General features: G+C 73.0%; 26 protein-coding genes. 12 read left to right on the forward strand and 14 right to left on the reverse strand.

Translation table 11 applies throughout. The annotated features are described in order from the left end of the window. The first annotated feature begins 196 nt into the window (after window positions 1–196). Window positions 197–2317, forward strand: a complete 2121-nt coding sequence (locus LCN96_RS41095) for an acyl-CoA dehydrogenase (RefSeq protein ID WP_225267813.1) — start codon at window positions 197–199, stop codon at window positions 2315–2317. Here the strand turns inward: LCN96_RS41095 and LCN96_RS41100 are convergent, their stop codons facing one another. After that, entirely contained in the window at window positions 2318–2986 is a 669-nt protein-coding gene (locus tag LCN96_RS41100) for a class F sortase (protein ID WP_225267814.1), read from the reverse strand. 103 nt (window positions 2987–3089) lie between these two features. Continuing rightward, window positions 3090–3674, reverse strand: coding sequence for a hypothetical protein (locus LCN96_RS41105; RefSeq protein WP_225267815.1), 585 nt, complete (start codon window positions 3672–3674; stop codon window positions 3090–3092). A gap of 164 nt (window positions 3675–3838) precedes the next feature. Between LCN96_RS41105 and LCN96_RS41110 the strand changes: the two genes are divergently transcribed. From LCN96_RS41110 to LCN96_RS41120, 3 genes are all read left to right on the forward strand, one after another. Continuing rightward, window positions 3839–4033, forward strand: coding sequence for a hypothetical protein (locus tag LCN96_RS41110; protein ID WP_225267816.1), 195 nt, complete (start codon window positions 3839–3841; stop codon window positions 4031–4033). Between the two features lie 6 nt (window positions 4034–4039). Next, entirely contained in the window at window positions 4040–4852 is an 813-nt protein-coding gene (locus LCN96_RS41115; protein ID WP_225267817.1) for an MBL fold metallo-hydrolase, read from the forward strand. 151 nt (window positions 4853–5003) lie between these two features. Beyond that, window positions 5004–5372 carry a hypothetical protein gene (locus LCN96_RS41120; RefSeq protein WP_225276285.1) on the forward strand — a complete coding sequence of 123 codons (369 nt, stop codon included), beginning with the start codon at window positions 5004–5006 and terminating at the stop codon, window positions 5370–5372. Here the strand turns inward: LCN96_RS41120 and ligD are convergent. Further along, window positions 5369–6370, reverse strand: coding sequence for a non-homologous end-joining DNA ligase (gene ligD, locus LCN96_RS41125; RefSeq protein ID WP_225267818.1), 1002 nt, complete (start codon window positions 6368–6370; stop codon window positions 5369–5371). The two genes, LCN96_RS41120 and ligD, sit on opposite strands and share 4 nt — an antisense overlap. A gap of 312 nt (window positions 6371–6682) precedes the next feature. Between ligD and msrB the strand changes: the two genes are divergently transcribed. Next, window positions 6683–7084 (forward strand): peptide-methionine (R)-S-oxide reductase MsrB, encoded by a 402-nt coding sequence (gene msrB, locus LCN96_RS41130; protein ID WP_225267819.1) that lies wholly within the window; start codon window positions 6683–6685, stop codon window positions 7082–7084. 173 nt (window positions 7085–7257) lie between these two features. On the opposite strand, the gene LCN96_RS41135 is transcribed toward msrB, so the two are convergent. From LCN96_RS41135 to hemG, 3 genes are all read right to left on the reverse strand, one after another. Continuing rightward, window positions 7258–8370 (reverse strand): hypothetical protein, encoded by a 1113-nt coding sequence (locus LCN96_RS41135; RefSeq protein ID WP_225276286.1) that lies wholly within the window; start codon window positions 8368–8370, stop codon window positions 7258–7260. Window positions 8371–8944: 574 nt separating this feature from the next. Beyond that, window positions 8945–9646: a hydrogen peroxide-dependent heme synthase gene (gene hemQ, locus LCN96_RS41140; protein ID WP_225267820.1), complete on the reverse strand. Its 702-nt coding sequence runs from the start codon at window positions 9644–9646 to the stop codon at window positions 8945–8947. 5 nt (window positions 9647–9651) lie between these two features. Continuing rightward, window positions 9652–11055 (reverse strand): protoporphyrinogen oxidase, encoded by a 1404-nt coding sequence (gene hemG / locus LCN96_RS41145; protein WP_225267821.1) that lies wholly within the window; start codon window positions 11053–11055, stop codon window positions 9652–9654. 107 nt (window positions 11056–11162) lie between these two features. On the opposite strand from hemG, the gene LCN96_RS41150 reads away from it, so the two are divergent. Continuing rightward, the gene (locus LCN96_RS41150; RefSeq protein ID WP_225267822.1) at window positions 11163–12107 is read left to right on the forward strand and encodes a DUF4349 domain-containing protein; all 945 of its coding nucleotides are present in this window, start codon (window positions 11163–11165) and stop codon (window positions 12105–12107) included. A gap of 11 nt (window positions 12108–12118) precedes the next feature. Here the strand turns inward: LCN96_RS41150 and hemE are convergent, their stop codons facing one another. Beyond that, window positions 12119–13195: a uroporphyrinogen decarboxylase gene (gene hemE / locus LCN96_RS41155; RefSeq protein WP_397351793.1), complete on the reverse strand. Its 1077-nt coding sequence runs from the start codon at window positions 13193–13195 to the stop codon at window positions 12119–12121. Between the two features lie 271 nt (window positions 13196–13466). Between hemE and LCN96_RS41160 the strand changes: the two genes are divergently transcribed. The 6 genes from LCN96_RS41160 to LCN96_RS41185 all read left to right on the forward strand — a co-directional run bounded on the left by LCN96_RS41160 (window position 13467) and on the right by LCN96_RS41185 (window position 18895). After that, window positions 13467–13667 carry a hypothetical protein gene (locus LCN96_RS41160; protein ID WP_225267824.1) on the forward strand — a complete coding sequence of 67 codons (201 nt, stop codon included), beginning with the start codon at window positions 13467–13469 and terminating at the stop codon, window positions 13665–13667. A gap of 60 nt (window positions 13668–13727) precedes the next feature. Further along, entirely contained in the window at window positions 13728–14324 is a 597-nt protein-coding gene (locus LCN96_RS41165; protein ID WP_225267825.1) for a DUF3000 domain-containing protein, read from the forward strand. Between the two features lie 45 nt (window positions 14325–14369). Continuing rightward, window positions 14370–15596: a ribonuclease D gene (locus LCN96_RS41170; RefSeq protein WP_225267826.1), complete on the forward strand. Its 1227-nt coding sequence runs from the start codon at window positions 14370–14372 to the stop codon at window positions 15594–15596. Window positions 15597–15726: 130 nt separating this feature from the next. After that, a complete protein-coding gene (locus LCN96_RS41175) occupies window positions 15727–16872 on the forward strand; it encodes a Gfo/Idh/MocA family protein (RefSeq protein WP_225267827.1) in 1146 nt (381 codons plus the stop codon). Further along, window positions 16869–18035, forward strand: a complete 1167-nt coding sequence (locus LCN96_RS41180; RefSeq protein WP_225267828.1) for a dihydrodipicolinate synthase family protein — start codon at window positions 16869–16871, stop codon at window positions 18033–18035. Before LCN96_RS41175 ends, LCN96_RS41180 begins: the two co-directional genes overlap by 4 nt. Continuing rightward, window positions 18032–18895 (forward strand): sugar phosphate isomerase/epimerase family protein, encoded by an 864-nt coding sequence (locus LCN96_RS41185; protein ID WP_225267829.1) that lies wholly within the window; start codon window positions 18032–18034, stop codon window positions 18893–18895. Before LCN96_RS41180 ends, LCN96_RS41185 begins: the two co-directional genes overlap by 4 nt. Window positions 18896–18909: 14 nt before the next feature. Here the strand turns inward: LCN96_RS41185 and LCN96_RS41190 are convergent, their stop codons facing one another. From LCN96_RS41190 to LCN96_RS41220, 7 genes are all read right to left on the reverse strand, one after another. Continuing rightward, the gene (locus LCN96_RS41190) at window positions 18910–19539 is read right to left on the reverse strand and encodes a response regulator (RefSeq protein ID WP_225267830.1); all 630 of its coding nucleotides are present in this window, start codon (window positions 19537–19539) and stop codon (window positions 18910–18912) included. Continuing rightward, the gene (locus tag LCN96_RS41195; protein WP_225267831.1) at window positions 19515–20603 is read right to left on the reverse strand and encodes a sensor histidine kinase; all 1089 of its coding nucleotides are present in this window, start codon (window positions 20601–20603) and stop codon (window positions 19515–19517) included. Before LCN96_RS41195 ends, LCN96_RS41190 begins: the two co-directional genes overlap by 25 nt. Window positions 20604–20610: 7 nt before the next feature. Next, the gene (locus LCN96_RS41200) at window positions 20611–21309 is read right to left on the reverse strand and encodes an ABC transporter permease (RefSeq protein WP_225267832.1); all 699 of its coding nucleotides are present in this window, start codon (window positions 21307–21309) and stop codon (window positions 20611–20613) included. Further along, on the reverse strand, window positions 21306–22019 hold the full coding sequence (locus LCN96_RS41205) for an ABC transporter ATP-binding protein (RefSeq protein ID WP_225267833.1): 714 nt from the start codon (window positions 22017–22019) through the stop codon (window positions 21306–21308). Before LCN96_RS41205 ends, LCN96_RS41200 begins: the two co-directional genes overlap by 4 nt. 78 nt (window positions 22020–22097) lie before the next feature. Continuing rightward, window positions 22098–24668: a PEP/pyruvate-binding domain-containing protein gene (locus LCN96_RS41210; protein WP_225267834.1), complete on the reverse strand. Its 2571-nt coding sequence runs from the start codon at window positions 24666–24668 to the stop codon at window positions 22098–22100. A 76-nt stretch (window positions 24669–24744) separates the two neighbouring features. Further along, window positions 24745–25665: an alkaline phosphatase family protein gene (locus tag LCN96_RS41215; protein WP_225267835.1), complete on the reverse strand. Its 921-nt coding sequence runs from the start codon at window positions 25663–25665 to the stop codon at window positions 24745–24747. 25 nt (window positions 25666–25690) lie between these two features. After that, entirely contained in the window at window positions 25691–26464 is a 774-nt protein-coding gene (locus tag LCN96_RS41220) for a sugar phosphate isomerase/epimerase family protein (protein ID WP_225267836.1), read from the reverse strand. Window positions 26465–26499: the final 35 nt, after the last annotated feature.

Below are 26499 nucleotides of genomic sequence, written 5' to 3' on the forward strand. Positions count from 1 at the left end.
GTTAGGGGCAGGATCCGCCTAGGACACGGCGAGGCGCGCAGGGCGCGGTGCCAGGCATAAATCCCCCTCCTTGACGGGCGCGAACGGGCACCCGGATGCTCCACCGAACGGACGTGCACGAGCGTAACGGGGCATGTCCGCCGATCGCCAACCATTTTCGGTGGCCATTGACCGAACTAAGTTCTAGGGTCGGTTCATGGGGATCGGTCTCACCGAGGAGCACGTGGCGCTGGCGGCCTCCGTACATGGAGTGGCCGGTCGGGGCGCCGATCATGCGGTGCTGGCGGGGCAGGGGTTGCTGGGGCTGCATCTGCCTGAGACGGGTGGCGGCCAGGGATACGGGCTGCTGGAGCTGTGCGTGGCGCTGGAGGCGCTGGGCGAGCGGCGGCTCTGCGGAGCCTATCTGCCGACCGTGCTGGCCTCGGCGGTGCTCGAGTGGTGCGGGAGGGCGGGCTCCGGGCCGGCCGAGGACTTCCGGGTCGGGTTGCTGCGGGGGCTCGCCGATGGGTCGCTGACCGCCGCCGTCGGGTTGCTGCCCGGGTGTGCGCTCGGGTCCGCGCAGGCCGACCTGTTCGTCGTACCGGATGATGACGGCGGGTGGGCGGTGCTCGATCGAGCCGACGTCACCGCCGAGCCGCTGGAGGGGGTCGATCCGGACCGGCCGCTCTGCTCGGTCACCGCCCGCGCCGTGCCCGCCGACCGGATGCTCGGCCCCGCTCCGGTACGGGAGCTCGCCGCCGTGCTGCTCGGCGCCGACGCGTGCGGGGTGGCGGCGTGGGCCGTGGCGACGGCGGCCGATCATGCCAAGGTACGCGAGCAGTTCGGGCGGCCGATCGGGCAGTTCCAAGGGGTCAAGCACCGGGTGGCGGGCGCCCTGGTGGCCCTGGAGCAGGCCCGCGCCGCCGTCTGGGACGCCGCCAGAGCCCTGGACGAGGGCACCGCTCTGCCAGGCGACGTCCACAGCGAGCCCGGCGAGGCGCCGCTGGCAGACAAAGTGCGCCTGGCCGACAAGGCGCCGCTGGCCGACGAGGTGCGGCTGGCGGTGGGGGTGGCGGCGGTGCTGGCGCCCGATGCCGCCGTCCGGTGCGCGGCGGACGCGATCCAGGTGCTGGGCGGCATCGGCTACACCTTCGAGCATGACGCGCACCGCTACTACCGCAGAGCCCTGTCCGGCCGCATGCTGGCCGGCGACCCCGGCCCCTGGGCGGAGGGGGTGGCGCGGCTGGCGGTGGCGGGGGTGCGCAGGCGGATGGAGCCGGACCTGCCGGAGGAGGCCACCTCCATCAGGGACGCCATCAGGGCGGAGGCCGCGTCGCTGCGGGCGCAGGAGCAACCGGCCAGGCGGGCCAGGCTGGCGCGGGAGGGCTGGATGATGCCGCATCTCCCCCGGCCCTGGGGCCGGGGCGCCACGCCGCTGGAGCAGGTGATCATCCATCAGGAGTTCCGCGACCTCCGCCGCCCGAACCTGGGCATCGCCGCCTGGGCCGTCCCGTCCATCGTCCGGTACGGCACCCGCGAGCAGCAGGAGCGTTTCCTGCCCGGAACGTTCACCGGCGAGATCGTGTGGTGCCAGCTCTTCAGCGAGCCCGGCGCCGGCTCGGACCTGGCCGGGCTGGCGACGAAGGCCGTGCGGGTGGAGGGCGGCTGGTCGCTGACCGGCCAGAAGATCTGGACGTCGCTGGCCCAGTACGCCCACTGGGGCATCTGCCTGGCCCGCACCTCCCCGGACAGGCCCAAGCACGACGGCATCTCCTACTTCCTGGTGGACATGTCGTCCCCCGGCGTCACCGTCAGGCCGCTCAAGGAGATCAACGGCGACGAGATCTTCAACGAGGTGTTCCTGGACGACGTGTTCGTGCCGGACGACCTGGTGGTCGGGGCGGTGGACGAGGGCTGGCGGGTGGCCCGCGACACGCTCTCGCACGAACGGGTCGCGCTCGGCGACTCCTGGGGCCCGGGCTCGCGGCACACCGACATGGCCACGTTCATCGGCCGGCTGCCCGCGCTCAGGCAGGCGCAGTGGGAGCAGGCGGGCCGGCTGTGGGCCGAGGGGCAGGGCGTCTCGGCGCTCGGGCTGCGGGTGACGCTGTCGCAGCTCGCCGGGGCCGATCCGGGCGCGGCGCCCAGCGTACGGAAGCTGCTCGGCATGCGGCACGCGCAGGCGATCTCGGAGTTCTGCTGGTCGCTGGAGCCTTCCGACCGGTATTGGAGCCGCATGATCCTGGCCACCCGCGCGTTCACGATCGGCGGCGGCACGACGGAGGTGCAGCTCAACATCATCGCCGAGCGCGCGCTCGGCCTGCCGCGCGATCCCTGATCAGCTCCGGGGATGGTACGGGGCCGCGAGGTGGGCGTACACGATCGTGTTCTCCTCGTAGCTGTGCGCCCGCTGGTCGAACGCGCCGCCGCAGGTCACCAGCCGCAGCCCCGGGTAGCGGAGCTTGCCGTAGACCTTCTTGGCGGGGAAGCCGCGCTTCGGGGTGTGCTCGACCTTGTCGACGACGAAGACGGCCACCGAGCGGTCGGCGCGCAGCACCTGGATCTGGGCGCCGCGTCTGACGTCCTTGAGCCGGGCGAAGACGGCGGGGCCCGTCCGCGTGTCCAGGTGGCCGGTGATGACGGCGGCGCCGCGCTGGCCGGGGACGGGGCCGTAGCGGTACCAGCCGGCCAGGTTCGGGGGGTCGAAGGGCGGGTTCTGGATGGCCCCCTCGGCGTCCAGGCCCAGCTCCATGAGAGGGGCGGCCACGCCGATGGACGGGATGTAGACGGCGGTGGGCCGGGCCGCGCGCATGGGCTCTGCCACCTTGGACGGTGGCACGCCCGGCAGGTCCTTGAGCGGTGCGGTGGCGGGGCGGGACTGCTGTGCGGCAGGGGCGGTGGCCGTGTCGCCGCCTCCTCCGAGCGCGCCGCTGAGCCCGAGGCCGATCAGCAGCACACCCGCCATCGACACGGCCACCGCCACACCCAGCAGGAGCCGGTTCGCCACCGCTCCTCGCACGGGCCGGTCCCCCGCCGCGAGCCGCGCGTCTCGGTCTACCGGCACGCCCCGCACGGGCCGGTCCTCCGCCGCGCGCCGGGGCGCGGGCGGGTCAGGCGGCATCCCTGCGGCGCCGCACTGCGAAGCCGGTCAGCCCGGCGCCGGTCAGCAGCGCCACCCCGCCCACCGCGAACGGCCACACCGGCTCGCCGTCCGCCAGCGCGCCGCCGCCCGTCTCCGGATGCCCCTTGGGCACCCGGTGCTCGTCCTCCCCCGCCGGACGCCACGGCGGCGCGCTCCCGGAAGGCCAGGAATCAGTGGGTACGGGCACGCTCGACCACGACTCGTTGGGCTCGGGAGCGTTCGACCAGGAATCGTGTGGTTTGGGGGAGTCCTCGGCTCCAGGCGCGCTCGGCCACGAGTCGTCGTGCCCAGGTGCGCTCGACCACGACTCGTCGTGCCCGGGCGCGCTCGACCACGAGTCATCGGGCTCGGCGTCGCCGGACCAGGAGTCGTCCGCGCCCGTGGGGTCGTCGCAGAGCAGCGGCAGGTGCACCCGGCAGGCGGGATCCGCGCCGGCGACCTGGGGATCGGTGCCGGCCGAGGCGGGGCCGCCGAGGCCGACCGCCAGGCTCACGCCGGCCACCACGAAGGCGGTCGCCGCTCCAGCCGCTGCGAGACGTCGCGCTCTTGCCATGAGAAGGCTCCAGACTCGGTTGTCGCCCCCCGATGCACAAGAGAGCCTTGCGAACTATTAGACCGCCAGTCAAGTAATGTGACCGAAGTGAAACCGTCCAGACACGGAGGGTTTGGCGCGCGCCAGGTGTGGCAGGGGATACCCCGCAAAGGGGGACAAAAGCCATGAGCAATCCGCAACAGCCTGAGCTGCGCAGGTCAGGCAAGGCCAGCACCGACTCCAAGTCCGCCGACGCCGCGCGGGAGGCGAAGGGCGGCGCGCGGCGCTCCGGCCGTCCGCACGGCACGGACAAGGGACGCAAGGGAGGCGGCAAGGGCGGCGGCGTGCCCCCGGCCCAGCGACCACAGCATCCGGAGTGAGGTCACGTGAAGGGAAGCCTGCAGTTCATCGGGAATGCCACCACGCTGATCCGTTACAACGGCTTCACGCTGCTGACGGATCCGAACTTCCTGCACCGGGGCCAGCGGGCCTACCTGGGGTACGGGCTGACGTCGCGCCGCCTCACCGACCCGGCCGTGGAGATCGAGGACCTGCCGCCGCTGGACGCGGTGGTGCTGTCCCACATGCACGGTGACCACTGGGACCGCGTGGCGCGCAGGGGCCTGGACAAGGCGACGCCGGTCGTCACCACCACCGCGGCCGCGAGCAGGCTGCGCCGCCAGGGGTTCCGCAGGAGCGTGGGGCTGGCGAACTGGCAGCAGCACGAGCTGCGCGGCCCCGGCGGCACCGTACGGATCACCGCGCTGCCCGGCAAGCACGCGCCGGGCGTGGCGGAGGCGCTGCTGCCGCCGGTGATCGGCACGATGCTGGAGTTCTGCAACCAGGACGAACGGGTGGAGCTGCGCATGCACATCAGCGGCGACACGCTGCTCGACCGCCGCCTGGACTCGATCCCGCGCCGCTTCCCCGAGATCGACCTGGCGATCGTGCACCTGGGGGGCACCAAGCTGTTCGGCACGCTGATGGTGACCATGGACGGCGAGCAGGGGGCGGCCTGGGTGGATCTGATCAATCCGCACACGGTGGTGCCGGTCCACTACGACGACTACAGCGTGTTCAGCTCACCGCTGGACGACTTCCGGCATCACATCGAGCAGGCCGGGCTCGCCGATCGGGTGGTGTACCTGGAGAAGGGGGAGACACGCGAGCTGGCGCCGCATCACCTGGTGCGCCGCTGACCCGCCCCGGCCACTGGTCTCACCCACCGCCGACTCGGCTCGACGCCGACGTCGGCCACCCGCCGTTTCCCGCCCGGCCGAGCCGATGATGCACTACGATCTGCGACGGCGTCGTTTCTCAACGTGAGCATCGTCGGAAGCAGGCGGTCATATGAAGCACGCGCTCAGGCCCGCCGCGGCCTCGCTGATCATCGTGGCGGCGATCGGCTGCGCTGACACGGCGTCCCCGGCCGGCCAGCCTCACGTGATCCCGATGCCGGGCACCCCGGCGGCCGAGTTCGCGGTGCCCGCCGGCCCGCCGCCCGCGCTCGTCTCGCCTCCCGTGCCGGTCCCGACGCCGCTGCCGGAGTCGAAGCCGGAATCGGAGCGGGCGCCCGAGTCGGAGCCCCAGCCGGAGCGGGAGCCGGAGTCGGAGCCCGAGCCGGAGCGGGAGCCCGATCCGAGCAGCGACTCGGACGCGGAGCCCGCGACCGAGCCGAGCCAGGACACCGCCCGCAGGGGCCGCGACGGCTCGCGCTAGGTGTCGGACCTGGCCTTGCTCGGCTGCACGCGCTTGGGCTCGCCGGGCATCTTCGGATAGTTCGGCGGGTACGGCAGGTCGCCCCGCTCGTCCTCGGCGTACAGACCGAGGAGGGGCTCGATGGAGTACGCCCGGTCGTCGATGGCCGCGTGCACGTCGCCCAGCTTGGCGAAGCGGGCGGGCACCGTACGGATGTCGAAGTCGCGCGGATCGGCGTCGGCGAGCTCGTCCCACGTCAGCGGCGTCGAGACGGGGGCGTGCGGCTGGGCGCGCACGGAGTAGGCGCTGGCCACGGTGCGGTCCCTGGCGTTCTGGTTGTAGTCGATGAAGACCCGGTCCCCCCGCTCCTCCTTCCACCAGGCCGTGGTCACCAGGCTCGGGTCGCGCGCCTCGATGGCCCTGGCCAGGGCGATGCCCGCGTGGCGTACCTGGATGAAGTCCCAGCGCGGCTCGATGCGGACGGCGATGTGCGCGCCGCGGTTGCCCGAGGTCTTCACGAAGCCTGCCATGCCCAGCTCCGCGAGCACGTCCCTGGCCAGGAACGCGGCCCTGCGCGCGGCGTCGAAGCCCAGCCCCGGCTGCGGATCCAGGTCGATGCGCAGCTCGTCGGGGTGCTCGACGTCGGCCGCGCGGACCTGCCACGGATGGAAGTCGATGGTGCCGAGGTTGGCGCAGTAGGCGATCGCGGCCACCTCGGTGACGCGCAGCGACTGCGCCGTACGCCCGCTGGGGAAGGTCACGGTGACCGACTCCAGCCACTCGGGGTGCTTGGGCGGCATGCGCTTCTGGTAGATGGCCTCGGTCTGCACGCCGTCGGGGTGGCGCTTGATGTTGGTGGGCCGGTCCTTGAGTGCCCGCAGCGCGCCCTCGCCGACGCTCACGTAGTACTCGACCAGCTCCCGCTTCGTGGCGCCGATCTCAGGAAAGTAGACCTTGTCGGGATTGGTGACCTTGACGGTCCGCTCCCCCACCTCGAGCTCTATGTACGGCGATGCCATGCTCCCGAACCTACTCCAACCGGGGTGGGCCCGTCCCGGAGCCGCCTCGGTGGCGGGACCGAGGGCTCGACGAGACGGGCCGCGAGACCATCCGCCGCCGTTCCGGGCGCTGGCGCGCCACCCGGCCGGCCGTGGCGATCCCCAGCGGCGCCAGCACGGGCGTGGGCTGTGCCGCCTTGCGGGATCTGCGGATGATCACCCCTTGGCAAGGAGGCGATGACACCCCCTTGCCTACAAAGACGCAAATTCACCCCAGAACAGATGCTTCACCCTGCGGAGATCTCTTTTTGCACGATCTCGTACGCTGGAGACATGGACAAGGTGGTCAAGAGCGAGGCGGAGTGGCGGGCCGAGTTGTCGCCCGAGGAGTTCCACGTCCTCAGGCAGGCCGGCACCGAGCGCCCGTTCACGGGGGAGTACGTCGACACCAAGACCGAGGGCGTGTACTCGTGCCGCGCCTGCGGGGCCGAGCTGTTCCGGTCCGACACGAAGTTCGAGTCGCACTGCGGGTGGCCGAGCTTCTTCGAGCCGTCCGGTTCGGACGCGGTGCGGCTGATCGAGGACCGCAGCCTCGGCATGGTGCGGACCGAGGTGCGGTGCGCCCGGTGCGACTCCCACCTGGGGCACGTCTTCCACGGGGAGGGATATCCGACGCCGACGGACGATCGTTACTGCATCAACTCGATCTCGCTGCGGCTCGAACCCAAGGGGTGATCAAGCGGCGACGCGGCGTATCGATCGCCTCCCGGGGGTACGAGTGCCGCGTGCGCTTTGTCCATCTGCGCCACCGATGGGTGACCATCGAGACGATCGGGCGCGTCGTCACCCAACGGTGCGAGGTGTGCTCGAAGACGCGGGTCCGGGTCCGTTGACCCGGGCCTCGCCGGTCAGCCCGGGGCTGGATGGGTGACGCGGCAGCTCCGGTCGCCGGGGCCGAGAATGTTGGCGAGCACCGGATTTCCGTTCTCGCCGAACCGGGCCTGGACGAACACCACCGGATCCTCGACCCCGCGGCTGCGGAGGTAGGCGAAGCCGCGTTCGCAGAGGACTACTGCGGTCAGGGAATTGTCCGCCGTTTCCGGCAGGTCTGTATAAATGCGCAGATATCCGCCGACGCTGCGGACGTCCTTGAGGCGTTTCATGACCTTGTCGTTCGGGCCCCAGTTCGTACGGAAATATGCCACCGCCTGGTGGTCCGTGTGGCGGGAAGGGCCGTCGGCCCGGTAGTCGGCGCCGTCCTCCGGAGCGGGGCCGTCCGCCAGGACGTCGTCGGGGGTGGTGGTGCCGGGGAGCGTTCCTGGTACGGCGTTGCCGATGCGGGCGGGGGTGGTGGCTTGTCCCGGGGCCTCCGAGCGCTGCGCCTCCCGGGCCTCGGCGCCCGCTCCGGGGTTTCCCCGTACGCCCGACTTCGCTACTCCTGTGCCGTCTGGGGCTCCTGCTGGGGCCGGGCCCGTGGTGCTGCCCGTCCCGCCGGACGGCCCCGTCGCTCCGGTCGCTCCGGTCGCCCCCGTGGCGCCGGTCGCGTCGGGTCCGCCTGCCGTGCCTGTGCCGCTCGTGCCTGTGCCGCTCGTGCCTGTGCCGCCGCTCCGGGCCTCGGATCCGGGCGTACCAGTGCCGTCGCGCCCCTCCCCCGTCCCCGGCTCGCCGTTGTGCCGGTCCGCCGCTCCTGAGCCCGCTTGTGCTCCGAGCACGCCGAGCAGGGCGTCCGACCCGATCCCGCCGTTCACGCCGGCCAGCGCGACCGCCCCACCGGCCAGCACCAGCACCGCCGCCACCCACCGGCCCTTCCGCACCGCCGGGCCACCCGTCCGCTCCGCCCCGCGCCTCCTCCGCGCCGCCAAGCCGCTCAGGCTCGCCGCCCACCGTCCCTTCTGCGGCGGCAGCCGCCGCGACCTGACCGCTCTCGGCCCACCCCCGATCACCAGCGGGCCCTGCCCCGCCCGGCCGCTCCCCGAGGCCACGCGGTCGCCCTCGCCGGCGGACCGGCCCCGCGCGGACACCGAGCCGCCGTCCTCCGCGCCTGCCCAGGCTCTCTCAAGCCGCTCGCCGCCACCCTCGCCGCCCGACCGGCGCCGCGCAAAAACCACTCCGCCGTCTTCCGCGTCCGCCCGACCGGTCTCGAACGCCGTCCCGCCGTCCTCAACGCCCGGCAGCCTCTTCCCCCAGGCCGCCCAGCCGCCCCCCGTCCGCCCTCGGGCGTGCCGGGGGCGGCGGCCCGCGACATGGCGTCCGGCCGCGTGCCGGCGGCGGCCTCGCCCTCCGGTCTCCTCCACCCCGACCGACCTCCCCGCAATAGGCCCGTTTCCTAGACGCCCACCCGCCCCGGAACGTTCACACCGGCCCACCACAGATCCAACGGCCGCAGCCACCACCACCACACCACCACCACTGGCGCACGTCACCCCGCACGCCTGGCCCTGGACGGATTCGCCGAGCTGCTGCCCGGGCACGGCACGATCGCCGGCATCCCGCCGCAGCTCGGCGTGCTGACCGCCTTCACCGCGGCCTTTCTTCGCCCTCGGATCGTGGCGGCCGCGCGCCGCACCGATGCGATGGCCGGACGGAACTACGGGGTTACGGCAGGGCGGCGACCAGCTCGGGCAGCGGCTTACGCGCCCCGGTATAGAACGGAATCTCTACACGGGTGTGACGACGGGCCTGCGCCCCCCGCAGCGTACGCATGAGATCCACGATCCGATGCAGCTCATCAGCCTCGAACGCGAGCATCCACTCGTAGTCGTTGAGCGAGAAGCACGCCACCGTGTTGGCCCGCACATCCGGATAGTCGCGCGCCATCCGCCCGTGCTCGGCCAGCATGGCCCGGCGCTCGGAGTCCTCCAGCAGATACCACTCGTACGAGCGCACGAACGGGTAGACGCTCACGTACGCCCGCGGCTCCTCCTCGGCCAGGAAGGCCGGGATGTGCGACTTGTTGAACTCGGCCGGCCGGTGCAGCGCCATCGCCGACCACACGGGCGTGGTGTGCCGGCCCAGCCGGGTGCGGCGGAACCTGGAGTACACGTCCTGAAGGTCCTCGGGGGTGGGCGCGTGCCACCAGAACATGAAGTCGGCGTCGGCCCGCAGCCCGGCCACGTCGTAGACCCCCCTGGTCACGACGTCCTTGCCGGCCGCCTGGTCGAGCAGCTCCTGCACCTCCGCCGCCAGCTCGTCGCGGTCGCCTGGACACGGCTGGCTCACCTGGAAGACGGACCACATCGTGTAACGGATCACCTGGTTGAGATCGCGGGCCTTCGGCCGCGGAGCGCCCTCTGTCATGCTGCCTATTCTCCTCGCCCGTTGAGGTGGTCCAGAATCCGGGCGGCGGCCGTACGCGCCGTGCCGACGCACGCGGGGATGCCGATGCCGTCGTAGGCCGCGCCGCACACGGCCAGCCCCGGCTCGACCGCCACCGCGGCGCGCACCCGCGCCACCCGGTCGAGGTGACCCACGTTGTACTGCGGCAGCCCGCCGCCCCACCGCGTCACCCGGGTGTCGACCGGCAGCCCGCGCACGCCCATGACGTCGCCCATCTCGGCCATGGCCAGCGACACCAGCTCGGCGTCGTCGCGCTGGAGCAGGTGCTCCTCGCCGATCCGGCCGACCGAGCAGCGCAGGATCACCAGGTCCTTGGTCAGATGGGGCCACTTCACCGAGCTGAACGTGACCGCCTTGACCGGCCGCCGCTCCACCGGCGGCACCAGGTAACCGCTGGTGCCTGGCGGCTCGGGGAAGGCGTCCACCGGGTACGCCAGCGTGATCACGGCCATGCTCGCGTACTGGATGCGGGCCAGCTCGGCGGCGGCCTTCGGCACCTCCGACTTCAGCAGCCGGCTCGCGGCGGCCCCCGGCGTGGCCAGGATCACCGCGTCGGCCTCGATCACCTCGGGCCGCGGCACGGGGCCGGTGACCAGCCGCCAGCCGGTCTCGGTGCGGTGCAGCTCGCGGACGGTGACGCCGGTGCGCACGTCGGCCTCCGACGCCTTGGCGACGGCTTCAGGCAGGGTGCCGATGCCGCCGCGCAGCGAGGTGAAGACCGGCCCCGCGTCCTTGGGCGTCTCGGCGGCCAGGTGCCGGGCGGCGCTCAGCAGCGAGCGCTCCGAGCGGGCCACCGCCGCCACCCGCGGCATCGTGGCCTCCAGCGAGAGCATGTCGGCCCGGCCGGCGTAGACGCCGCCGAGCAGCGGCTCGACCAGCCGGTCCACGACCTCGGCGCCCATCCGGGCGCGGATGTAGGCGGCCACGGACACGTCGGTGCGCACGAGGGTCGGCGGCAGGATCTGGTCGAGCGGCACGCGCAGCAGCCCGCCGGGCGAGACGATGCCGGACTTGGCCAGCTCGGTCAGGTCGGACGGCACGCCCATGATCTGGCCCTTGGGCAGGTGACGCAGCTCGCCCCTGCTGTAGACGGCCGAGCTCAGCGTGCCGGGGAAGACCAGCTCGTCACCCAGGCCCACGGCCCTGGCCAGCTCTTTGCCCTCGGGCCGCCTGGCCAGCATGGACTCGGCGCCCGCGTCGACGCTCACCCCGGCGACCTCCGAGGCGTGCAGCTTTCCGCCGATGCGTGGCGAGCCCTCCAGGACCGTCACCCTGATGTGATCGCCCGCGCTCTGGCGGAGATACCACGCGGCGGCGAGGCCGGAGATCCCCGCGCCGACGATGACCACGTGCGCCCGATTCCCTTCCACGTCTCCTGACGCTACCGCCTCAACGGCTCGGTCAGCCGCGCGGGGCGCGTGACCGTACCGTGATTCCCCCTGTCAAACCGGGGCGACGCACGGCCCGTCTTAAGAGCATGACGAGATTCCGGTACGGCATCGCGCTCACGGCGATCTGCGCGACCGCGTTACTGACGGCCTGCGGCGGCGGCGCGTCCTACGACTCCGGCGGGGCACCGGCCTCCGCACCCTCCGCCGGGAGCCAGGCCCAGTCCGCCGAGGAGGCCCAGGGCGAGAGCTCACGCGACCAGGCCCGGCCGGAGAAGGCCGAGATGAGCGCCAACGCCGCCGCCGGGGTCGAGGTGGTGCAGCAGGAACGGCAGGTCATCTACACCAGCAGCATGACGGTACGGGCGGAGCGGGTGGCGCCCACCGTCCTGAAGGCCAAGCAGCTCGTCACGGAGGCCGGCGGCTACCTGTCGAAGGAGGAGAGCGACTCCTCGGCCGACAGCGAGGCGTCCGCCATGCTGGAGTTCAAGATCCCGGTCGCGAAGTACCCCGAGGTGCTGCGGCGGCTCGGGGGCGAGCTGGGCAAGCAGCTCTCGCTGACCCAGAACGCCAAGGACGTCACGCTGAAGGTGGCCGACGTCGAGAGCCGGCTGAAGTCGGCGCAGCAGTCGCTGGAGTCGCTGCGCGCGCTGCTGAAGCGGGCGGACACGATCGGCCAGGTGCTGGACGTGGAGCGGGAGATCTCCACCCGCGAGGCGGACCTGGAGTCGCTGCAGGCCCAGCAGAAGCAGCTGGCCACCCAGACCTCCATGGCCACGCTGACGTTGCGGCTGGTGGGGCCGGTGGTGGAGGTGACGGACCCGGCCGACGAGCCCCGGGGCTTCTTCGCCGGGATGGAGGCCGGGTGGCGGGCGCTGGTGGCGTTCACCAGGACGGCGCTGACGGTGCTCGGGGCGCTGCTGCCGTGGATGGCCGCGTCGCTGCCGCTGGTGGCGCTGGTGGTCTGGCTCGTACGCCGTGACCGCCGCCGGCCCACCGCGCCCCCGGCAGGGCCGGGCCCCGAGTCCGTCTGACCGGCGGGAGGTCAGCGCCCGTGCTCGTGCACCAGGTCGGTGAGGCGCTTGAGCTGGTCGGGATCGGTCGAGGGCAGCACGCCGTGCCCCAGGTTGAACACGTGCCCCTCGGCCGCCTCGCCCCGCCGCAGCACCTCGCGCGCCTTGCGCTCGACGACCTCCCACGGCGCCAGCAGGATCGCCGGGTCGAGGTTGCCCTGCAGCGCCTTGCCCGGCCCGACCCGGCGGGCGGCCTCGTCGAGCGGCACCCGCCAGTCGACGCCCACCACGTCGGCTCCGGCCTCGCCGAGCACCCCGAGCAGCTCGCCCGTGCCGACGCCGAAGTGGATGCGCGGCACCCCCGCGACGCTGTCGAAGATGCGCCTGGTGTGCGGCAGGATGAACTCGCGGTAGTCGTCGGGCGCCACGGCCCCGACCCAGGAGTCGAAGAGCTGCACCGCCGACGCGCCCGCCTCGATCTGGATGCGCAGGTGCTCGGTCACGATGCCGGACAGGCGCTCCATCAGCTCGTGCCACAGCCGCGGCTCGCCGTACATCATGGCCTTGGTGCGGTCGTGGTTCTTGGACGGGCCGCCCTCGATGAGGTAGGAGCCGAGCGTGAACGGCGCGCCGGCGAAGCCGATCAGCGGGGTGCCGCCCAGCTCCGCGGTCAGAGCGCGGATCGACTCGGTGACGTAGGACACGTCGCCCGGCTCCAGCGGGCGCAGCACGTCGAGGCCCTCGGCGTCGCGGATCGGGTCGGCCACGACGGGGCCGACGCCCGGCTTGATGTCGAGGTCGACGCCGATGGCCTTGAGCGGGACCACGATGTCGCTGAAGAAGATGGCCGCGTCGACGCCGTAGCGGCGCACGGGCTGCATGGTGATCTCGACGATCAGGTCGGGCGTCGCGCACGCGGTGAGCATCGGCACGCCCTCGCGGACCTTCAGGTATTCCGGCAGCGACCGCCCGGCCTGGCGCATGAACCAGACAGGGGTGTGCGGGACGGGCTGGCGGCGGCAGGCACGCAGGAACGCTGAGTCGGCGAGGTTCACCCCACCAGGGTAGTGGCTGCCGACTGGAGCCCGGGGTGTCGGAAAAAGATGCATTGGACACCCCAAATCATGATCAGATAGCCAGATGAAGGTTTACCGGTCTGCTCGGCATCGGCACCGCACACGGGTCGAACACACCCCATGTCCGGCCAGAGAGCCGGTCTCGACTGGGCCAAATGTTCCCCAAGTCACCGCGCGGCATCGATTCAGCGACCACTTTCGGGACACGCCGAGCGCGTTGCGGGGAATTGTCAGCGGCTCGTGCCAACGTCGGAGCCACGACCCGAAGAAAGGCCCCGGTTCGATGACTCGTGCGATGACCGCGTTGTGGACTTCCCCAGAGCGCCGCAGTGAGCGCTGCCCCTCCTGCGCCGAGGAGCGGGCGTTCGAGCAGCCGCCGTGCCTCGACGGGCACGAGCCGGGCCAGTGCCCCGAGTGGGCCTGCGTCGACTGCGGCCACGCGATGGTGTTCGCGACCGCCGAGACCATCCGCCCGGCACGCCAGCTGGTTACGGCAGCGGCTTGACTCCGAAGGATGAGCACCCCCGTGGTCCCCTTCCGCCCGTCCTCGACCTACGCTTCCGCTATGACACTCGGTGACCAGCCGCCGCCTCCGGCCGCGTTCACCCGCGCCGCGGACAGCCTGCGGCGGGCCGAGGTCAGGCCGGAGATCGAGCTCGAGGACCTGCCCGCGCCGCAGCGGCTGGCCCCCTACTCGGCCGCCATCGGCGCGTCGGTCTACCGCGACGACGACGAGCTCGCCGTCGGCAGGCTGATCCTGCTCTACGACCCCGACGGCCAGCGCGGCTGGGAGGGCCCGTTCCGCCTGGTGGCCTACGTCAGGGCCGACATGGAGCCGGAGATCACCTCCGACCCGCTGCTCGGGCCCGTCGCGTGGAGCTGGCTGACCGAGTCTCTCGACGCACATCAAGCCGATTACTCCGCCGCTGGCGGTACCGTGACAAGAGCCGTGTCCGAGGGGTTCGGCAACAAGGCCGACGACCCGGTCACGACGGAGCTCGAGCTGCGGGCCTCATGGTCACCCGCGCAGGAGGATCTGTCCGGCCATGTCGCCGCCTGGTGCGACCTCATGTGCCTGGCGGCGGGCATGCCGCCGCTCCCCCCCGACGTGGCCGCCCTGCCCCGCCGACGTGATGATCCGGAGAGTGACCGAACGAAGTGAGGGCACCAGTCAAGACAGCACCAGCGTCATGAGGTCGGTGAGCTCATGACAGAAGAACGCACAGTGGAGCCGCTGCTGGAGCCGCGCGACGGCATACCCGCTGTCGTCGCCGACGCCGCCGGGCTGGCGGAGGTGGTGGCGCGGTTCGCCGCCGGCAGCGGCCCCGTCGCGGTGGACGCCGAGCGTGCCTCCGGCTACCGCTACGGCAACCGCGCCTACCTCGTGCAGCTGCGCCGGGCCGGGGCCGGCACCGCGCTGATCGACCCGATCGGGTGCCCCGACCTGTCCGCGCTCGACCAGGCCGTGGCCGATGCGGAGATCGTGCTGCACGCCGCCTCCCAGGACCTGCCGTGCCTGATGGAGGTGGGGTTCAAGCCGCGCGTGATGTTCGACACCGAGCTGGCCGGGCGGTTGCTCGGCTACGAGCGGGTCGGGCTGGGCACGATGGTCGAGACCGTGCTCGGCCTGCGGCTGGAGAAGGGCCACTCGGCGGCCGACTGGTCCACCAGGCCGCTGCCTGAAGACTGGCTGCGCTACGCCGCGCTCGACGTGGAGGTGCTGGTCGAGCTGCGCGACGTGCTGCACCAGGAGCTGGCGGAGTCGGGCAAGCTGGCGTGGGCTCGCGAGGAGTTCGCCGCCGTGCTCGGCACCCCGCCGCCCGCGCCGCGCTCCGACCCGTGGCGGCGCACGTCGGGCATCCACAAGGTACGCAACGTGCGCGCGCTGGCGATCGTGCGCGAGCTGTGGACCATGCGCGACCGCATCGCCCGTGAGGCCGATCTCGCCCCTGGCCGGGTGCTGCCGGACGCGGCGATCGTCACCGCCGCGCTGGAAGGGCCGCGCACCAAGAAGGCCTTGACCGAAATTTCGGCATTCACCGGGCGAAGTGCGCGCCGGCACATGAGCGACTGGCTCGCCGCCGTGGCCAGGGCCCGCAACCTGCCCGACAACCAGCTCCCCCAGCCCAGCACCCCCGGCGACGGCCCGCCGCCGCCCAACCGCTGGGCCGACCGCGACCCCGCCGCCGCCAAGCGGCTGGCCGCGGCCCGTGCCGTGGTCGCCGCCCTGGCCGAGGAGCACCACATGCCCACGGAGAACCTGCTGCAGCCCGACGCCGTACGCAGGCTCACCTGGGAGCCGCCCGCCGAGGTCACCGAGGAGAGCGTGACGGCCAGGCTGCGCGAGCTGGGCGCCCGCGAGTGGCAGCTCTCGCTCACGGCCGCGCCCATCGCCAAGGCCCTGTCCAGGCTGGGGGCACGCGGCGCGCCGTAAGCTCGGCTGCGGGCGCCCCGGCCGGAGGTCCGGCAGGCCCACCTGAGGTTCGCGCTACTTGACGCCTTCGGTGGCCCGGCCGTACCGTTCGGGAAAGCGCTTTCCAAACGTTGTGCCCGAAGGGATCCTCATGAGCGTGCGCACCATCGGCGTCGTGATGAACGGCGTCACCGGACGGATGGGCTACCGTCAGCATCTGGTCCGGTCCGTCCTGGCCATCAACGAGCAGGGCGGCGTGACGCTCTCGGACGGCTCCAGGGTGAAGCTCAAGCCCGTACTGGTCGGCCGCAACGCCGACAAACTTGCAGATATCGCGGCAAAGCATGACATTGCGGATTTCACCACGGACCTCGACGCGGCACTCGCCGACGACGACAACCTGATCTACTTCGACGCCCAGGTCACCAGCGCCCGGGTGAAGGCGGTGCTCAAGGCCATCGAGGCCGGCAAGCACGTTTACGCCGAGAAGCCGACGGCCGAATCGACGCAGGAGGCGATCGCGCTGGCCGAGGCCGCCACGGCCAAGGGCGTCAAGAACGGCGTCGTCCAGGACAAGCTGTTCCTGCCCGGCCTGCTCAAGCTGAAGCGGCTGATCGACGGCGGCTTCTTCGGCCGCATCCTGTCGGTGCGCGGCGAGTTCGGCTACTGGGTGTTCGAGGGTGACTGGCAGGAGGCCCAGCGCCCGTCGTGGAACTACCGCTCCGAGGACGGCGGCGGCATCGTGCTCGACATGTTCCCGCACTGGCACTACGTGATGGAGAACCTGTTCGGCCGCGTGCGGTCGGTCTACGCCCGCGCCGTGACGCACATCCCGGCCCGCGTGGACGAGCAGGGCAAGCAGTACCAGGCCACCGCCGACGACGCCGCGTACGGGATCTTCGAGCTGGAGGGCGGCATCGTCGCCCAGATCAACTCCTCCTGGACGGTCCGCGTGAACCGGGACGAGCTGGTCGAGTTCCAGGTGGACGGCACGCACGGCAGCGCGGTCGCGGGCCTGCGCAACTGCCGCGTCCAGCACCGCTCCGCCACCCCCAAGCCCGTCTGGAACCCCGACCTGCCCGCCACGGCGCGCTTCCGCGACGGCTGGCAGGAGGTGCCCGACAACGCCGACTTCGACAACGGCTTCAAGATCCAGTGGGAGGCGTTCGTCCGGCACGTGCTGGAGGACGCGCCGTTCCCGAACGACTTCGCCTCCGGCGCCCGCGGCGTGCAGCTCGCCGAGCTGGGGCTGCGCTCCAACGCCGAGGGCCGCAGGATCGAGGTGCCGGGCCTGTGAGGATCGACCTGCCCGGGTTCGGCTCGTACCCGCTGAGCGAGCCCACGACCTGGCCGGCCGTGGACCGGCCGGCCACCAGCCGCATCGTGTACGCCGCCGCGCACGTGGTGGCCGACCCGCTGGGCGACAACACGCCCGGCGCCCCGGCGGCCGTGGACTGGGAGGCCACGCTGCGCTTCCGCCGCCACCTGTGGTCGCTGGGCCTGCGCGTGGCCGACGCCATGGACACCGCCCAGCGCAACATGGGCCTGGACTGGGCGGCGACCAGGGAGCTGATCCGGCGCAGCGCCGCCGAGGCCCGCTCGCTCGGCGAGCCGGCCACGCTGGTCTCCTGCGGCGCCGGCACCGACCACGACCCCGACGCCGGCACCCTGGACGCGGTCACCGCGGCGTACGCCGAGCAGATCGAGACCGTGCAGTCGGCGGGCGCCGGCGTGATCGTCATGGCCTCCCGCCAGCTCGCCAGGATCGCCTCGGGCCCGCGGGACTACCACCAGGTCTACGGCAAGCTGTTCGGCGTGGCCGAGCGCCCGGTGATCCTGCACTGGCTGGGCGAGATGTTCGACCCCAACCTGGCCGGCTACTGGGGCTCGCGCGACGTGGCGGCGGCCACGGAGTCGTTCCTGGAGCTGATCCACGCCAACGCCTCGATGGTGGACGGCGTGAAGGTGTCGCTGCTGGACGAGGAGCACGAGATCGGGCTGCGGGCCGCGCTGCCCGAGGGCGTCAAGCTCTACACCGGTGACGACTTCAACTACCCGTCGCTGATCAAGTCGGGCTCGCACGCGCTGCTCGGCATCTTCGACGCGATCGCCCCGGCCGCGGCGGCGGCGCTGCAGGTGCTGGACGCGGCCGAGGCGTCCTGCACCGACGAGGGCCGGGAGCGGCTGCTGGCCCAGTACGACGAGATCCTCGCGCCGACCGTCCCGCTGTCGCGCAAGATCTTCGAGACGCCGACCTACCACTACAAGACCGGCATCGTCTTCCTGGCCTGGCTGAACGGCCACCAGGACGCGTTCGCCATGGTGAACGCCGCCCAGTCGGCCCGCTCGCTGCTGCACCTGTCGGAGGTGTTCCGCCTGGCCGACCAGGCCGGGCTGCTGGCCGACCAGGAGCTGGCCGTGCGCCGTATGAAGGCCCTGCTGGCGGTGAACGGGCTGTGAGCCTTTCTCTCAACCAGTGGACGACCCGGCACTGGACGCTGCCGGAGGCCGTGGACGGCTGCGTGCGGCACGGCCTGGAGGCGATCGGGCTGTGGCGGGAGAAGGTCGCAGAGACGGGGCTCGCCGAGAGCGTCAAGCTCGTGCGGGCGGCCGGGCTGCGCGTGTCGTCGTTGTGCCGCGGCGGCTTCCTCACCGCGGGCGGGCTCCCGGGCGAGGAGGGCCGCACGGCCTTCGCACGGGCGCTGGAGGACAACCGGCGGGCCATCGACGAGGCGGCCGAGCTGGAGGCGGCCTGCCTCGTGCTGGTCGTGGGCGGGCTGCCCGGCGTCAAGCCCGGCGAGCCGCTGCCCGCCGCCTTCGGCCGTGACCTGGCCGGGGCCCGCGAGCGGGTGGCCGAGGCGCTGGCGGAGCTGGCGCCGTACGCCGGGGAGCGGGGCGTCAGGCTGGCCCTGGAGCCGCTGCACCCGATCTACTGCCCGGACCGGGCGGTGATCTCCACGCTGGGGCAGGCGCTGGAGCTGAGCCTGCCGCACCCCGAGGAGCAGGTCGGCGTCGTCGTGGACACCTTCCACGTGTGGTGGGACCCGCGCCTGTTCGAGGACATCGCGCGTGCCGGCAGCCGGATCGCCAGCTACCAGGTGTGCGACTACCTGCACCCGCTGCCCGCGGACGTGCTGCTCGGGCGGGGCATGATGGGCGACGGCGTGATCGGTTTCCGGCCGATCACGGCGGCGGTCCAGGCTGCCGGGTACACCGGGGACGTCGAGGTGGAGATCTTCAACGCCGACGTCTGGGCCGCCGACCCCGACGAGGTGGTGGCCACGATGAAGGCGCGCTACGAGGAGGTCGTGCTCGCCTGAGGCAGAGGGCGGCGTCAGATGAGACGCCGCTCCATCGCCGCCACCACGGCCGCCGCCCTGTTGTCCACGCCGAGCTTGGCGAAGACGTGCTTGAGGTGCGTCTTCACGGTGGTCTCGCTGATCAGCAGGGCCCGCGCCACCTCCTTGTTGGCGGCCCCGCGCGCGATCAGCCTGAGCACTTCCAGCTCCCGGGGCGTCGGCGCCGCCGCGGGCTTGCGGCCCAGGCCGTCGATGAGCTGCGAGGTGATCCGCTGGGCCAGCACCCGCCCGCCGGCCGCCGCCGTGCGCACGGCCGCCTGGAGCTCCTCGCGCGGCGCGTCCTTGAGCAGGTAGCCCGCCACCCCGGCGGCCAGCGCCCGCGACACGTCGGCGTCGGTGTCGTACGTGGTCAGCACCACGACCCTGATCCGCGGATGGTCGGCGGCCAGCCGCTCGATCGCCCCCACGCCGTCGAGCCCCGGCATGCGCAGGTCCATCAGCACCACGTCGGGCTCGGTGGCCCTGGCCTGGGCGAGGGCCTCGTGCCCGTCGCCCGCCTCGGCCACCACCTCGATGCCGGGCACGCCGTCGAAGATGCCGCGCAGCCCGTCGCGGACCACGGGGTGGTCGTCGACGATCATCAGGCGCAGGGGATGCTCACGCACAACGCCGTCCCTTCGCCCAGCGCCGACTCCACCGTGACGGTGCCGCCCGAGCGCGCGGCCCGCTCGCGCATCGCGATCAGCCCGTAGCCGCCGGCCGTGCCCGCGGGGTCGAAGCCCGCGCCGTCGTCGAGCACGTCCAGGGTGACCTCCTCCTCCATGTACGACAGCGTCAGCACCGCGCGGCGGGCGCCGGCGTGCTTGGCCACGTTGGCCAGGCCCTCCTGGGCGGCGCGCAGCAGCGTGGCCTCCACGTCCTCCGGCAGCCGCCGCGGCTCGCCGTCCACCGAGACGGTGGCGGGCACGCCGGTCGCGGCCGACCAGCGCCCGGCCACGGCCTTCAGCGCCTCGTGCAGCGGCGCCCGCTCCAGCGGCTCGGGGCGCAGCGCGTCCACCGACCGCCTGGCCTCCTTGAGGCTGTCGCGGGCCAGTCGCTTGGCCTGGGCGATGCGCCTGCGCACCGCCTCGGGGTCGTCGATGCCCTGCTCGGCCGCTTCGAGCTGGGCGATGATGCCGCTGAACCCCTGGGCGAGCGTGTCGTGGATCTCGCGGGCGAGCCTGGCCCGCTCCTCCAGCGCGCCCACGACCAGGTTCTGCTCGCTGTGCTTGACCAGCTCGTGCGTGAACAGGCCCATGATGAGCGTCAGCGCCGTGCTGCCCAGGACGTAGGCCAGCACGGCCGGATCGTCGCGGGCGGCCTCGAACGCCCCGGCCGCGGCGGCGCTCGACACGACGAACAGCACCGCGCCCGCGTAGCCCCACCGGCCCGGCAGCAGCAGGTAGGGCATCGCGATCAGGCCGTACGACATCGCCTGGTAGGAGGAGTTCGTCCGGACGAGCGCGTAGTTCAGCCCCACCAGCACCAGGAAGTGCCACACCATGGGGTTGAACCGTTCGAGCAGCGCGGGCCGGCGGGCGATGAAGAACGTGTACCAGGCGCCCAGCAGCGCCGTCAGCCCGAGCCCGAGGGGGTCGGGCCCGTCCTGCACGGTCGCGATCGTCGCCGCCATCGCGAGGCAGGTGTAGAAGAGCAGGTGGAAGACCCGGGGCCAGCCTGCCTCGTCCAACGTCCGATCACTCCCAGCGGAACAGTGCGACCGCGATGGCGGTGCCGAGCACGATTATCGCCGAAAGGATGAGGAAGGGCATCGGCGCGGGGTCGCCGAGCCAGCTCTCCCGCAGCGCGGTGACGCCCTGGGTGAGCGGCAGGTACGCGCCGATCTCGCGCAGCTCCCCCGGCACGCCCTCGCGCGGGATGGCCGCGCCCGCCAGGAAGATCATGGGGAACATGACGAGCAGCCCCATCAGGTCCGCCGTCCTGGCGCGCGGGGCGAGGGCGGCCAGCACGAAGCCGATGGCGTAACACATCAGGGCGCACAGCACGAAGGACAGCACCAGCGCGGCCGGGTGCGCGGGCGGCGCCACCCCGAACCCGAGCATCGCCACACCGATCAGGATGGCGGCCCCCGCCAGCGCCATCACGAGCTGGGCCGCGATCTGCGCGGTGAGCAGCACGAGCGGGGAGATCGGGGTGGTGGCCAGGCGGCGCAGCACCTTGCGCTCCCGGTAGCTCGCCATGACGCCGGGCAGCGTGGAGATCCCGCCGATGGCCAGCACCATCGCCAGGTAGCCGGGCACGAAGACCTCCAGGCGGTCGTTGCTGCCGTTCAGGAGCAGCAGCATGGCGGGGAAGGCGACCATGAAGAACAGCGTGGCGGGATCCCTGGACAGCAGCCGCAGCTCCGTGGCCGACAGGTGCGCGAACGCCTTCATCGCCCCTCCTCCGCCAGCGCCAGGTACGCGGCCTCCAGCGAGTCCGTCCCGGTGCGGCCGATCAGCTCGCGCGGGCTGCCCAGCGCCACGACCTTGCCCCGGCGGAAGACGGCCACCCGGTCGCACAGCTCCTCTGCCTCGTCCAGGTAGTGGCTCACCAGCACCACCGTGGTGCCGGCCGCCTTCAGGTCGCCGATGAGCGTCCACGTCTCCCGGCGGGCCACGGGGTCCAGCCCGGTGGTCAGCTCGTCGAGCACCACCAGCTCCGGCCCGCCGACCAGGGCCAGGGCCAGCTTGAGCCGCTGCTTCTGCCCGCCGGACAGGTCGCCGTACGCCTTGGCCGCGATCGGGCCGAGGTCCCAGCGCCGCAGCACCGCCTCCCAGTCGTCCGGCCGCTCGTACAGGGCCGCGAACAGCCGCATGGCCTCGGCCACCCTGAGCCTGTCGGGCAGCTCCCCCTCCTGCAGCTGCACGCCCATGCGCTGGGCCAGGGCCCGCCGGCGGCGCGCGGGGTCCTGGCCCAGCACGCGCACCGTCCCCGAGTCGGGCCTGCGCAGGCCCGACAGGCATTCCACCGTGGTGGTCTTGCCCGCGCCGTTGTGGCCGAGCACGCCGAACGTCTCGCCCTTGCGCACCGCGAACGACACGCCGTCCACGGCGCGGTTGTAGCCGTAGGCCTTGTGGAGGTCCTCCAGCTCGATCACCGTCATGCTCCGAGCCTCCCGCCGGGAGGCGCGCGGCGGCATCGCCCGTTCGTGCGCGCGGCATCCTCCATCCGGAGGATGCCGTCACTCGTCGATCGTCACCGTCCCGGCGGCGCCGTTCACCGTGATCCGCTGACCGGAGGTGATGCGGTGGGTGGCGTCCGGCACGCCCACCACGGCGGGGATGCCGTACTCCCTGGCCACGACCGCGCCGTGGGACATCGCGCCGCCCATCTCCATCACCAGCCCGCCCGCCGTCAGGAACAGCGGTGTCCAGCCCGGGTCGGTGGAGGGGCAGACGAGGATCTCGCCCGGCTCCAGGTGCGCGCCGATCGGGTCGAGCACCACCCTGGCCACGCCCGTGACCGTGCCGGGGGAGGCGGGCGTGCCGGCGATCCCGCCGTCGCCGCCGGGCTGCGACAGGGCCTCCGGTTCCGTGCCGTCGGAGAGCAGCACCCGGGGGACGTGCCTGCGGCGCCGCTCCCGCTCGTACGTGGCCCGCCGCTCCGCCACCAGCGCCCGCAGGTCGCCTCCCGCCAGCGCGGCCCTGGTCTCGCGCAGGTCCAGGAAGAACACGTCCTGCGCGGAGTCCAGCACGCCCAGGCCCACCAGGTGCTCCCCCACGACCAGGAGGCTGCGGCGGACCGCCGCCAGCGTCTTGACCAGGTAGAACTTGGGCAGCTCGCGCAGCCCGGCGTACCGGCGGGTGCGCCCGAGCGCGAAGCGCACGACGGGGGCCCGCCACCGCCCCCTGCGCCGGGCCCGCGCGGCCACGTGCGCGATCGTCGCGCGGGCCTGCCGGACTCCGTCGGCGAACTGCTCGGACGGGGGTACTCCAGTGTCCATGCGCAGGTAGTTGGCCAGCACGCCGAGGATGTGGCCGGGCTCCTCCGACCATCGCGGCACGCCCAGGTCGATCTCGGCGACGCCGCGGTGGCCGTACTCGTCCAGGAACGCGGCGATCTCGCGCTGGGCGAGCGGCGGGAGCCGTCCCTCCTGGTAGTGCTCGACCAGCTCGGGCACGGACAGCTCGCGGAACGGGCCCGGCTCGATGCGGGTGGCCAGCCGCCACAGCTCCAGGTCCATCTCGGTGGTCGGGTTGTGCGGCAGGCTGCGCAGCACGTCGCTCATCTCGGCCACGGGCACACCGGAGAGCTTGGAGGCCAGCGCGAACAGGCCGTAGCCGGTGACCACGGTCGGCATGATGGAGATGATCAGCGGGAAGGTGCCCGCCAGGACCCGTTCGGCGTGGTCGAGGCGCTGTGCTGGGGTCGCGGAGCCGGGCACCCGGAGCCTCGCGTCCAGCCTCTCGCCGGTCGTCACCGTGGCGGCGAGGGCCTGGTCCGGCCGGGTGAGCGCCTTCAGGACCCGCTGCGGCAGGCGCAGGTTGCGGGCGAACCTGGCCAGGCCCCGCAGGAAGGGCCGGACGGACGTGTGCGCCTGGCTCAGGCGCGGGTCCTCGAAGAGCCGCTCCACCACGCTCACCGCGCGGGCCTCGCCGAGCGTCAGCACGCGGGGCAGCAGGGCGCGGCCGGGACGGCTGCGCACGGCGGTGGTGAGGTCGAGCCAGAGCCGCTCCCCCGAGACCGTCAGGAAGCCGGCGCCGCCGAGGAGGTCGGCGGGCCGGTGGCCGGCCAGGCCCGCGCCGCCCGCGCTGATCACCTTGAACGCCGACTGCCCCATCGGGGTCAGCGGCCCCATCACGCCCTGGACGACGTTGACGGAGAAGTACACCCGCAGGCCGGGCCGGGTGGGCTCGGGCAGCGGGTAGAGCGTGGTGATCGGCCTGGCCTGGGTGAGCCAGAGCGTGCCGTGGCCGTCGATGGCCCACTCGGTGTCCTGCGGGGCGCCGTAGTGGGCCTCGACGCGGGCGCCGAGTGCGGCGAGCCCGCGTACCTCGCGGTCGGTCAGGCAGAGGCCGGGCTCGGCCGTCTCGACGCGTTCGGTGCCGCCGCCGGGCAGGGAGCGGATGGCCAGCCGCTTGTCGCCGGCGTGGCGTTCGAGGATCTCGCCGTCGAAGACGCGGAAGCGGTCGGGGTTCACCGCGCCGGAGACCACGGCCTCGCCGAGACCGGGGCTGGCGTCGATGACGCTCTCGCGCCGCCTGCCCGTCACCGGGTTGGCGGTGAACATCACGCCCGCGACTCGCGCGTCCACCATCCGCTGGACGACCACCGCGAGCCGGACGGCGGCGTGGTCGATGCCGTTGGACTCGCGGTAGGCCACCGCGCGGTCGGTCCAGAGCGAGGCCCAGCAGCGGCGTACGGCCTCCACCACCGCCTGGGCGCCCACCACGTTGAGGAAGGTGTCCTGCTGGCCGGCGAAGCTGGCGAACGGCAGGTCCTCGGCGGTGGCGGAGGAGCGCACGGCCACGGGCACGTCGTCGCCGAGCCCCGCGTACGCCTTCACGATCGCCTCCTGCACGGCGTCCGGGACCGGGGCCTCCAGCAGGTGCCGCCTGGCCCGCTCGGCCAGGTCGTCGCCGCTGGTCAGCAGACCCTGCGCGACCTGCCGGTACGCCTCCGTGGTGAGCACCCAGCCGGGCGGCACCGGCAGGCCCGCAGCGGTCAGCTCGCCCAGGTTGGCCGCCTTGCCGCCCACCTCGGCGAGCATGCCCGCGTCGATCTCCGAGAAGTCAAGGACCGTGGTCTTCATCGCACGCTCTCCCGCCGTTCAGCGTCCCGTCACCCCAGTGTTCCGCTTTCCGGCCAAGAATTCAACACGCGATGAATCAGGGTTGCAGGGGGCGGCCGTCCAGGTCCCAGTCCGGCTCGGCGGGCACGCCGATCGCGGCCAGCGCCGTCGGCCCGACGTCCACCAGCCGGGGCTCACCGAGCGGGCGCCCGCCGAGGTCCTCGCCCAGCCGGTTGAGGATCACGAAGACCGTGCGCTCCTCGTCGGAGGTGCCGCCGTGCCCGCCCGCGTCCACGTGACCGTGATCGGTGGTGACCAGCACCGTCCAGCGCTCGTCCGCGTACCCCGGACGCGCGCGGATCGTGTCGAGCAGACGGCCCAGGTAGGCGTCCTGGGTCTGGAGGGCGACGGCGTACTCGGGGCAGTGCGGGCCGAGGTCGTGGGCCACCTCGTCGGTGTCGCCGAGGTAGACGAAGACCGCGTCCGGGTCGTCCTCGGCCAGGTGGCGCTCGGCGGCCTCGGCGACCTGCTTGTCGGCGGCGGCCCAGCCGACGGTGTACCCGTCGAGCACGAACCGGTGGTCGATCGCCGGGCCGAAGGCTCCGTGCTCGGCCAGGGCGGCCCAGGAGAAGAACGCCGAGGTGGTCAGCTCGGGCCTGGCGCGCTTGGCCCGCGTCAGGAAGTCCGGGAATCTCTGGAACCGGGGGCCGGCGAAGCCGTTGTCCACGACACCGTGCTTGTCCGGCCAGACACCGGTGGCGATCGACGACCAGCCGGGGCCCGAGTCGGTCCTCGACCTGATCACCCGGCCGCCGTCACCGGGCTCGGGGGTCTTGGGGACGACCTCGCCGGGGGACTCGGTGCGCGGGGTGCCGGCCTCGCCGTAGGGGAGCATGCTGGTGCCGTACGCGCCGGTGGACCTCAGCCCGGCCAGGACGGGGGCGTCCAGGGCGAGCAGCCGGTCGAACCTGAGCCCGTCCATGCCGACGACGAGCACCTTGCTTGTAAAAGCGGACATACCCCCATCTAAGCGGTGCGGCCCGCTAGGGGATGAAGCGCCGTACCCACTCCGCGGCGCCGGGCAGGATCTCCTCGACCGGGGCCACCTGCGGGTACCAGGTGCGCTCCCACTCCAGCGACACCCACCCGCCGAACCCGTCGGCCCGCAGCAGCTCCCCCGCCTCCTCCAGCGGCACCGAGCCCGTCCCCATCGGCACCGGGGTCGTGTCCTGCGCCGAGACCGCGTCCTTGACCTGCACGTAGTCGAGATACGGGCGCAGCGCCGCGAGCGTCCGCGCGGGCGGCTCGCCGTGGCGCCACGGGTGCAGCAGGTCCCAGATCGCGCCGGTGGTCTCCGGGCAGCCCGCCTCGGCCAGCAGCGCGGCCACCCCCTCGCCGGTCGCCAGGTGGTCGTGGGTCTCGACGAGCACGCGGCGGCCGAGGTCGCCGGCCGTACCGGCGACGGCCTTGAGGCGGCGGGCGCCGGTGGCCAGGTCGTCGCCGCGCGGGAACACCCGGACGCCGGGCGCGCCGAGGTCGGCGGCGAGCCGCAGGTCGGCGCGCAGGGCCTCGACGACCGGCTCGTCCGGGCCCGCCTCGCAGATGCCGGCATATCCCGCCAGGGCGGAGATCCGCAGCCCCGCCTGCTCGATCCGCTCCCGCACCGATGCCCTGGCCGCGGCGTCGAGGCCGGCGTGCACGCCGGTGTCGGGATGCAGCCGCAGCTCCAGCCCCTGGCAACCGTGCCCGGCCGCGACCTCGATCGCCCTGTCCAGCCCCTCGCCGGGCATCCCCAGCGTGCTGACCGCCAGCTTCACGCCATCCTCCCCATCACGCCTTCGGCTCCCGGTGG

Source organism: Nonomuraea gerenzanensis (genome assembly GCF_020215645.1).
In the GTDB taxonomy this organism is placed as follows: Bacteria; Actinomycetota; Actinomycetes; order Streptosporangiales; family Streptosporangiaceae; genus Nonomuraea; species Nonomuraea gerenzanensis.

Excerpts from the sequence above, each read along its gene's own strand:
- ligD (WP_225267818.1), bottom strand. The coding sequence starts at position 6,370 with ATGGCATCGCCGTACATAGAGCTCGAGGTGGGGGAGCGGACCGTCAAG.
- LCN96_RS41095 (WP_225267813.1), top strand. The coding sequence starts at position 197 with ATGGGGATCGGTCTCACCGAGGAGCACGTGGCGCTGGCGGCCTCCGTA.
- LCN96_RS41215 (WP_225267835.1), bottom strand. The coding sequence starts at position 25,665 with ATGTCCGCTTTTACAAGCAAGGTGCTCGTCGTCGGCATGGACGGGCTC.
- LCN96_RS41205 (WP_225267833.1), bottom strand. The coding sequence starts at position 22,019 with ATGACGGTGATCGAGCTGGAGGACCTCCACAAGGCCTACGGCTACAAC.
- LCN96_RS41120 (WP_225276285.1), top strand. The coding sequence starts at position 5,004 with ATGAAGCACGCGCTCAGGCCCGCCGCGGCCTCGCTGATCATCGTGGCG.
- LCN96_RS41165 (WP_225267825.1), top strand. The coding sequence starts at position 13,728 with ATGACACTCGGTGACCAGCCGCCGCCTCCGGCCGCGTTCACCCGCGCC.
- LCN96_RS41210 (WP_225267834.1), bottom strand. The coding sequence starts at position 24,668 with ATGAAGACCACGGTCCTTGACTTCTCGGAGATCGACGCGGGCATGCTC.
- LCN96_RS41110 (WP_225267816.1), top strand. The coding sequence starts at position 3,839 with ATGAGCAATCCGCAACAGCCTGAGCTGCGCAGGTCAGGCAAGGCCAGC.
- LCN96_RS41200 (WP_225267832.1), bottom strand. The coding sequence starts at position 21,309 with ATGAAGGCGTTCGCGCACCTGTCGGCCACGGAGCTGCGGCTGCTGTCC.
- msrB (WP_225267819.1), top strand. The coding sequence starts at position 6,683 with ATGGACAAGGTGGTCAAGAGCGAGGCGGAGTGGCGGGCCGAGTTGTCG.
- hemQ (WP_225267820.1), bottom strand. The coding sequence starts at position 9,646 with ATGACAGAGGGCGCTCCGCGGCCGAAGGCCCGCGATCTCAACCAGGTG.
- LCN96_RS41175 (WP_225267827.1), top strand. The coding sequence starts at position 15,727 with ATGAGCGTGCGCACCATCGGCGTCGTGATGAACGGCGTCACCGGACGG.
- LCN96_RS41150 (WP_225267822.1), top strand. The coding sequence starts at position 11,163 with ATGACGAGATTCCGGTACGGCATCGCGCTCACGGCGATCTGCGCGACC.
- LCN96_RS41105 (WP_225267815.1), bottom strand. The coding sequence starts at position 3,674 with ATGGCAAGAGCGCGACGTCTCGCAGCGGCTGGAGCGGCGACCGCCTTC.
- hemE (WP_397351793.1), bottom strand. The coding sequence starts at position 13,195 with ATGCATCTTTTTCCGACACCCCGGGCTCCAGTCGGCAGCCACTACCCT.
- LCN96_RS41170 (WP_225267826.1), top strand. The coding sequence starts at position 14,370 with ATGACAGAAGAACGCACAGTGGAGCCGCTGCTGGAGCCGCGCGACGGC.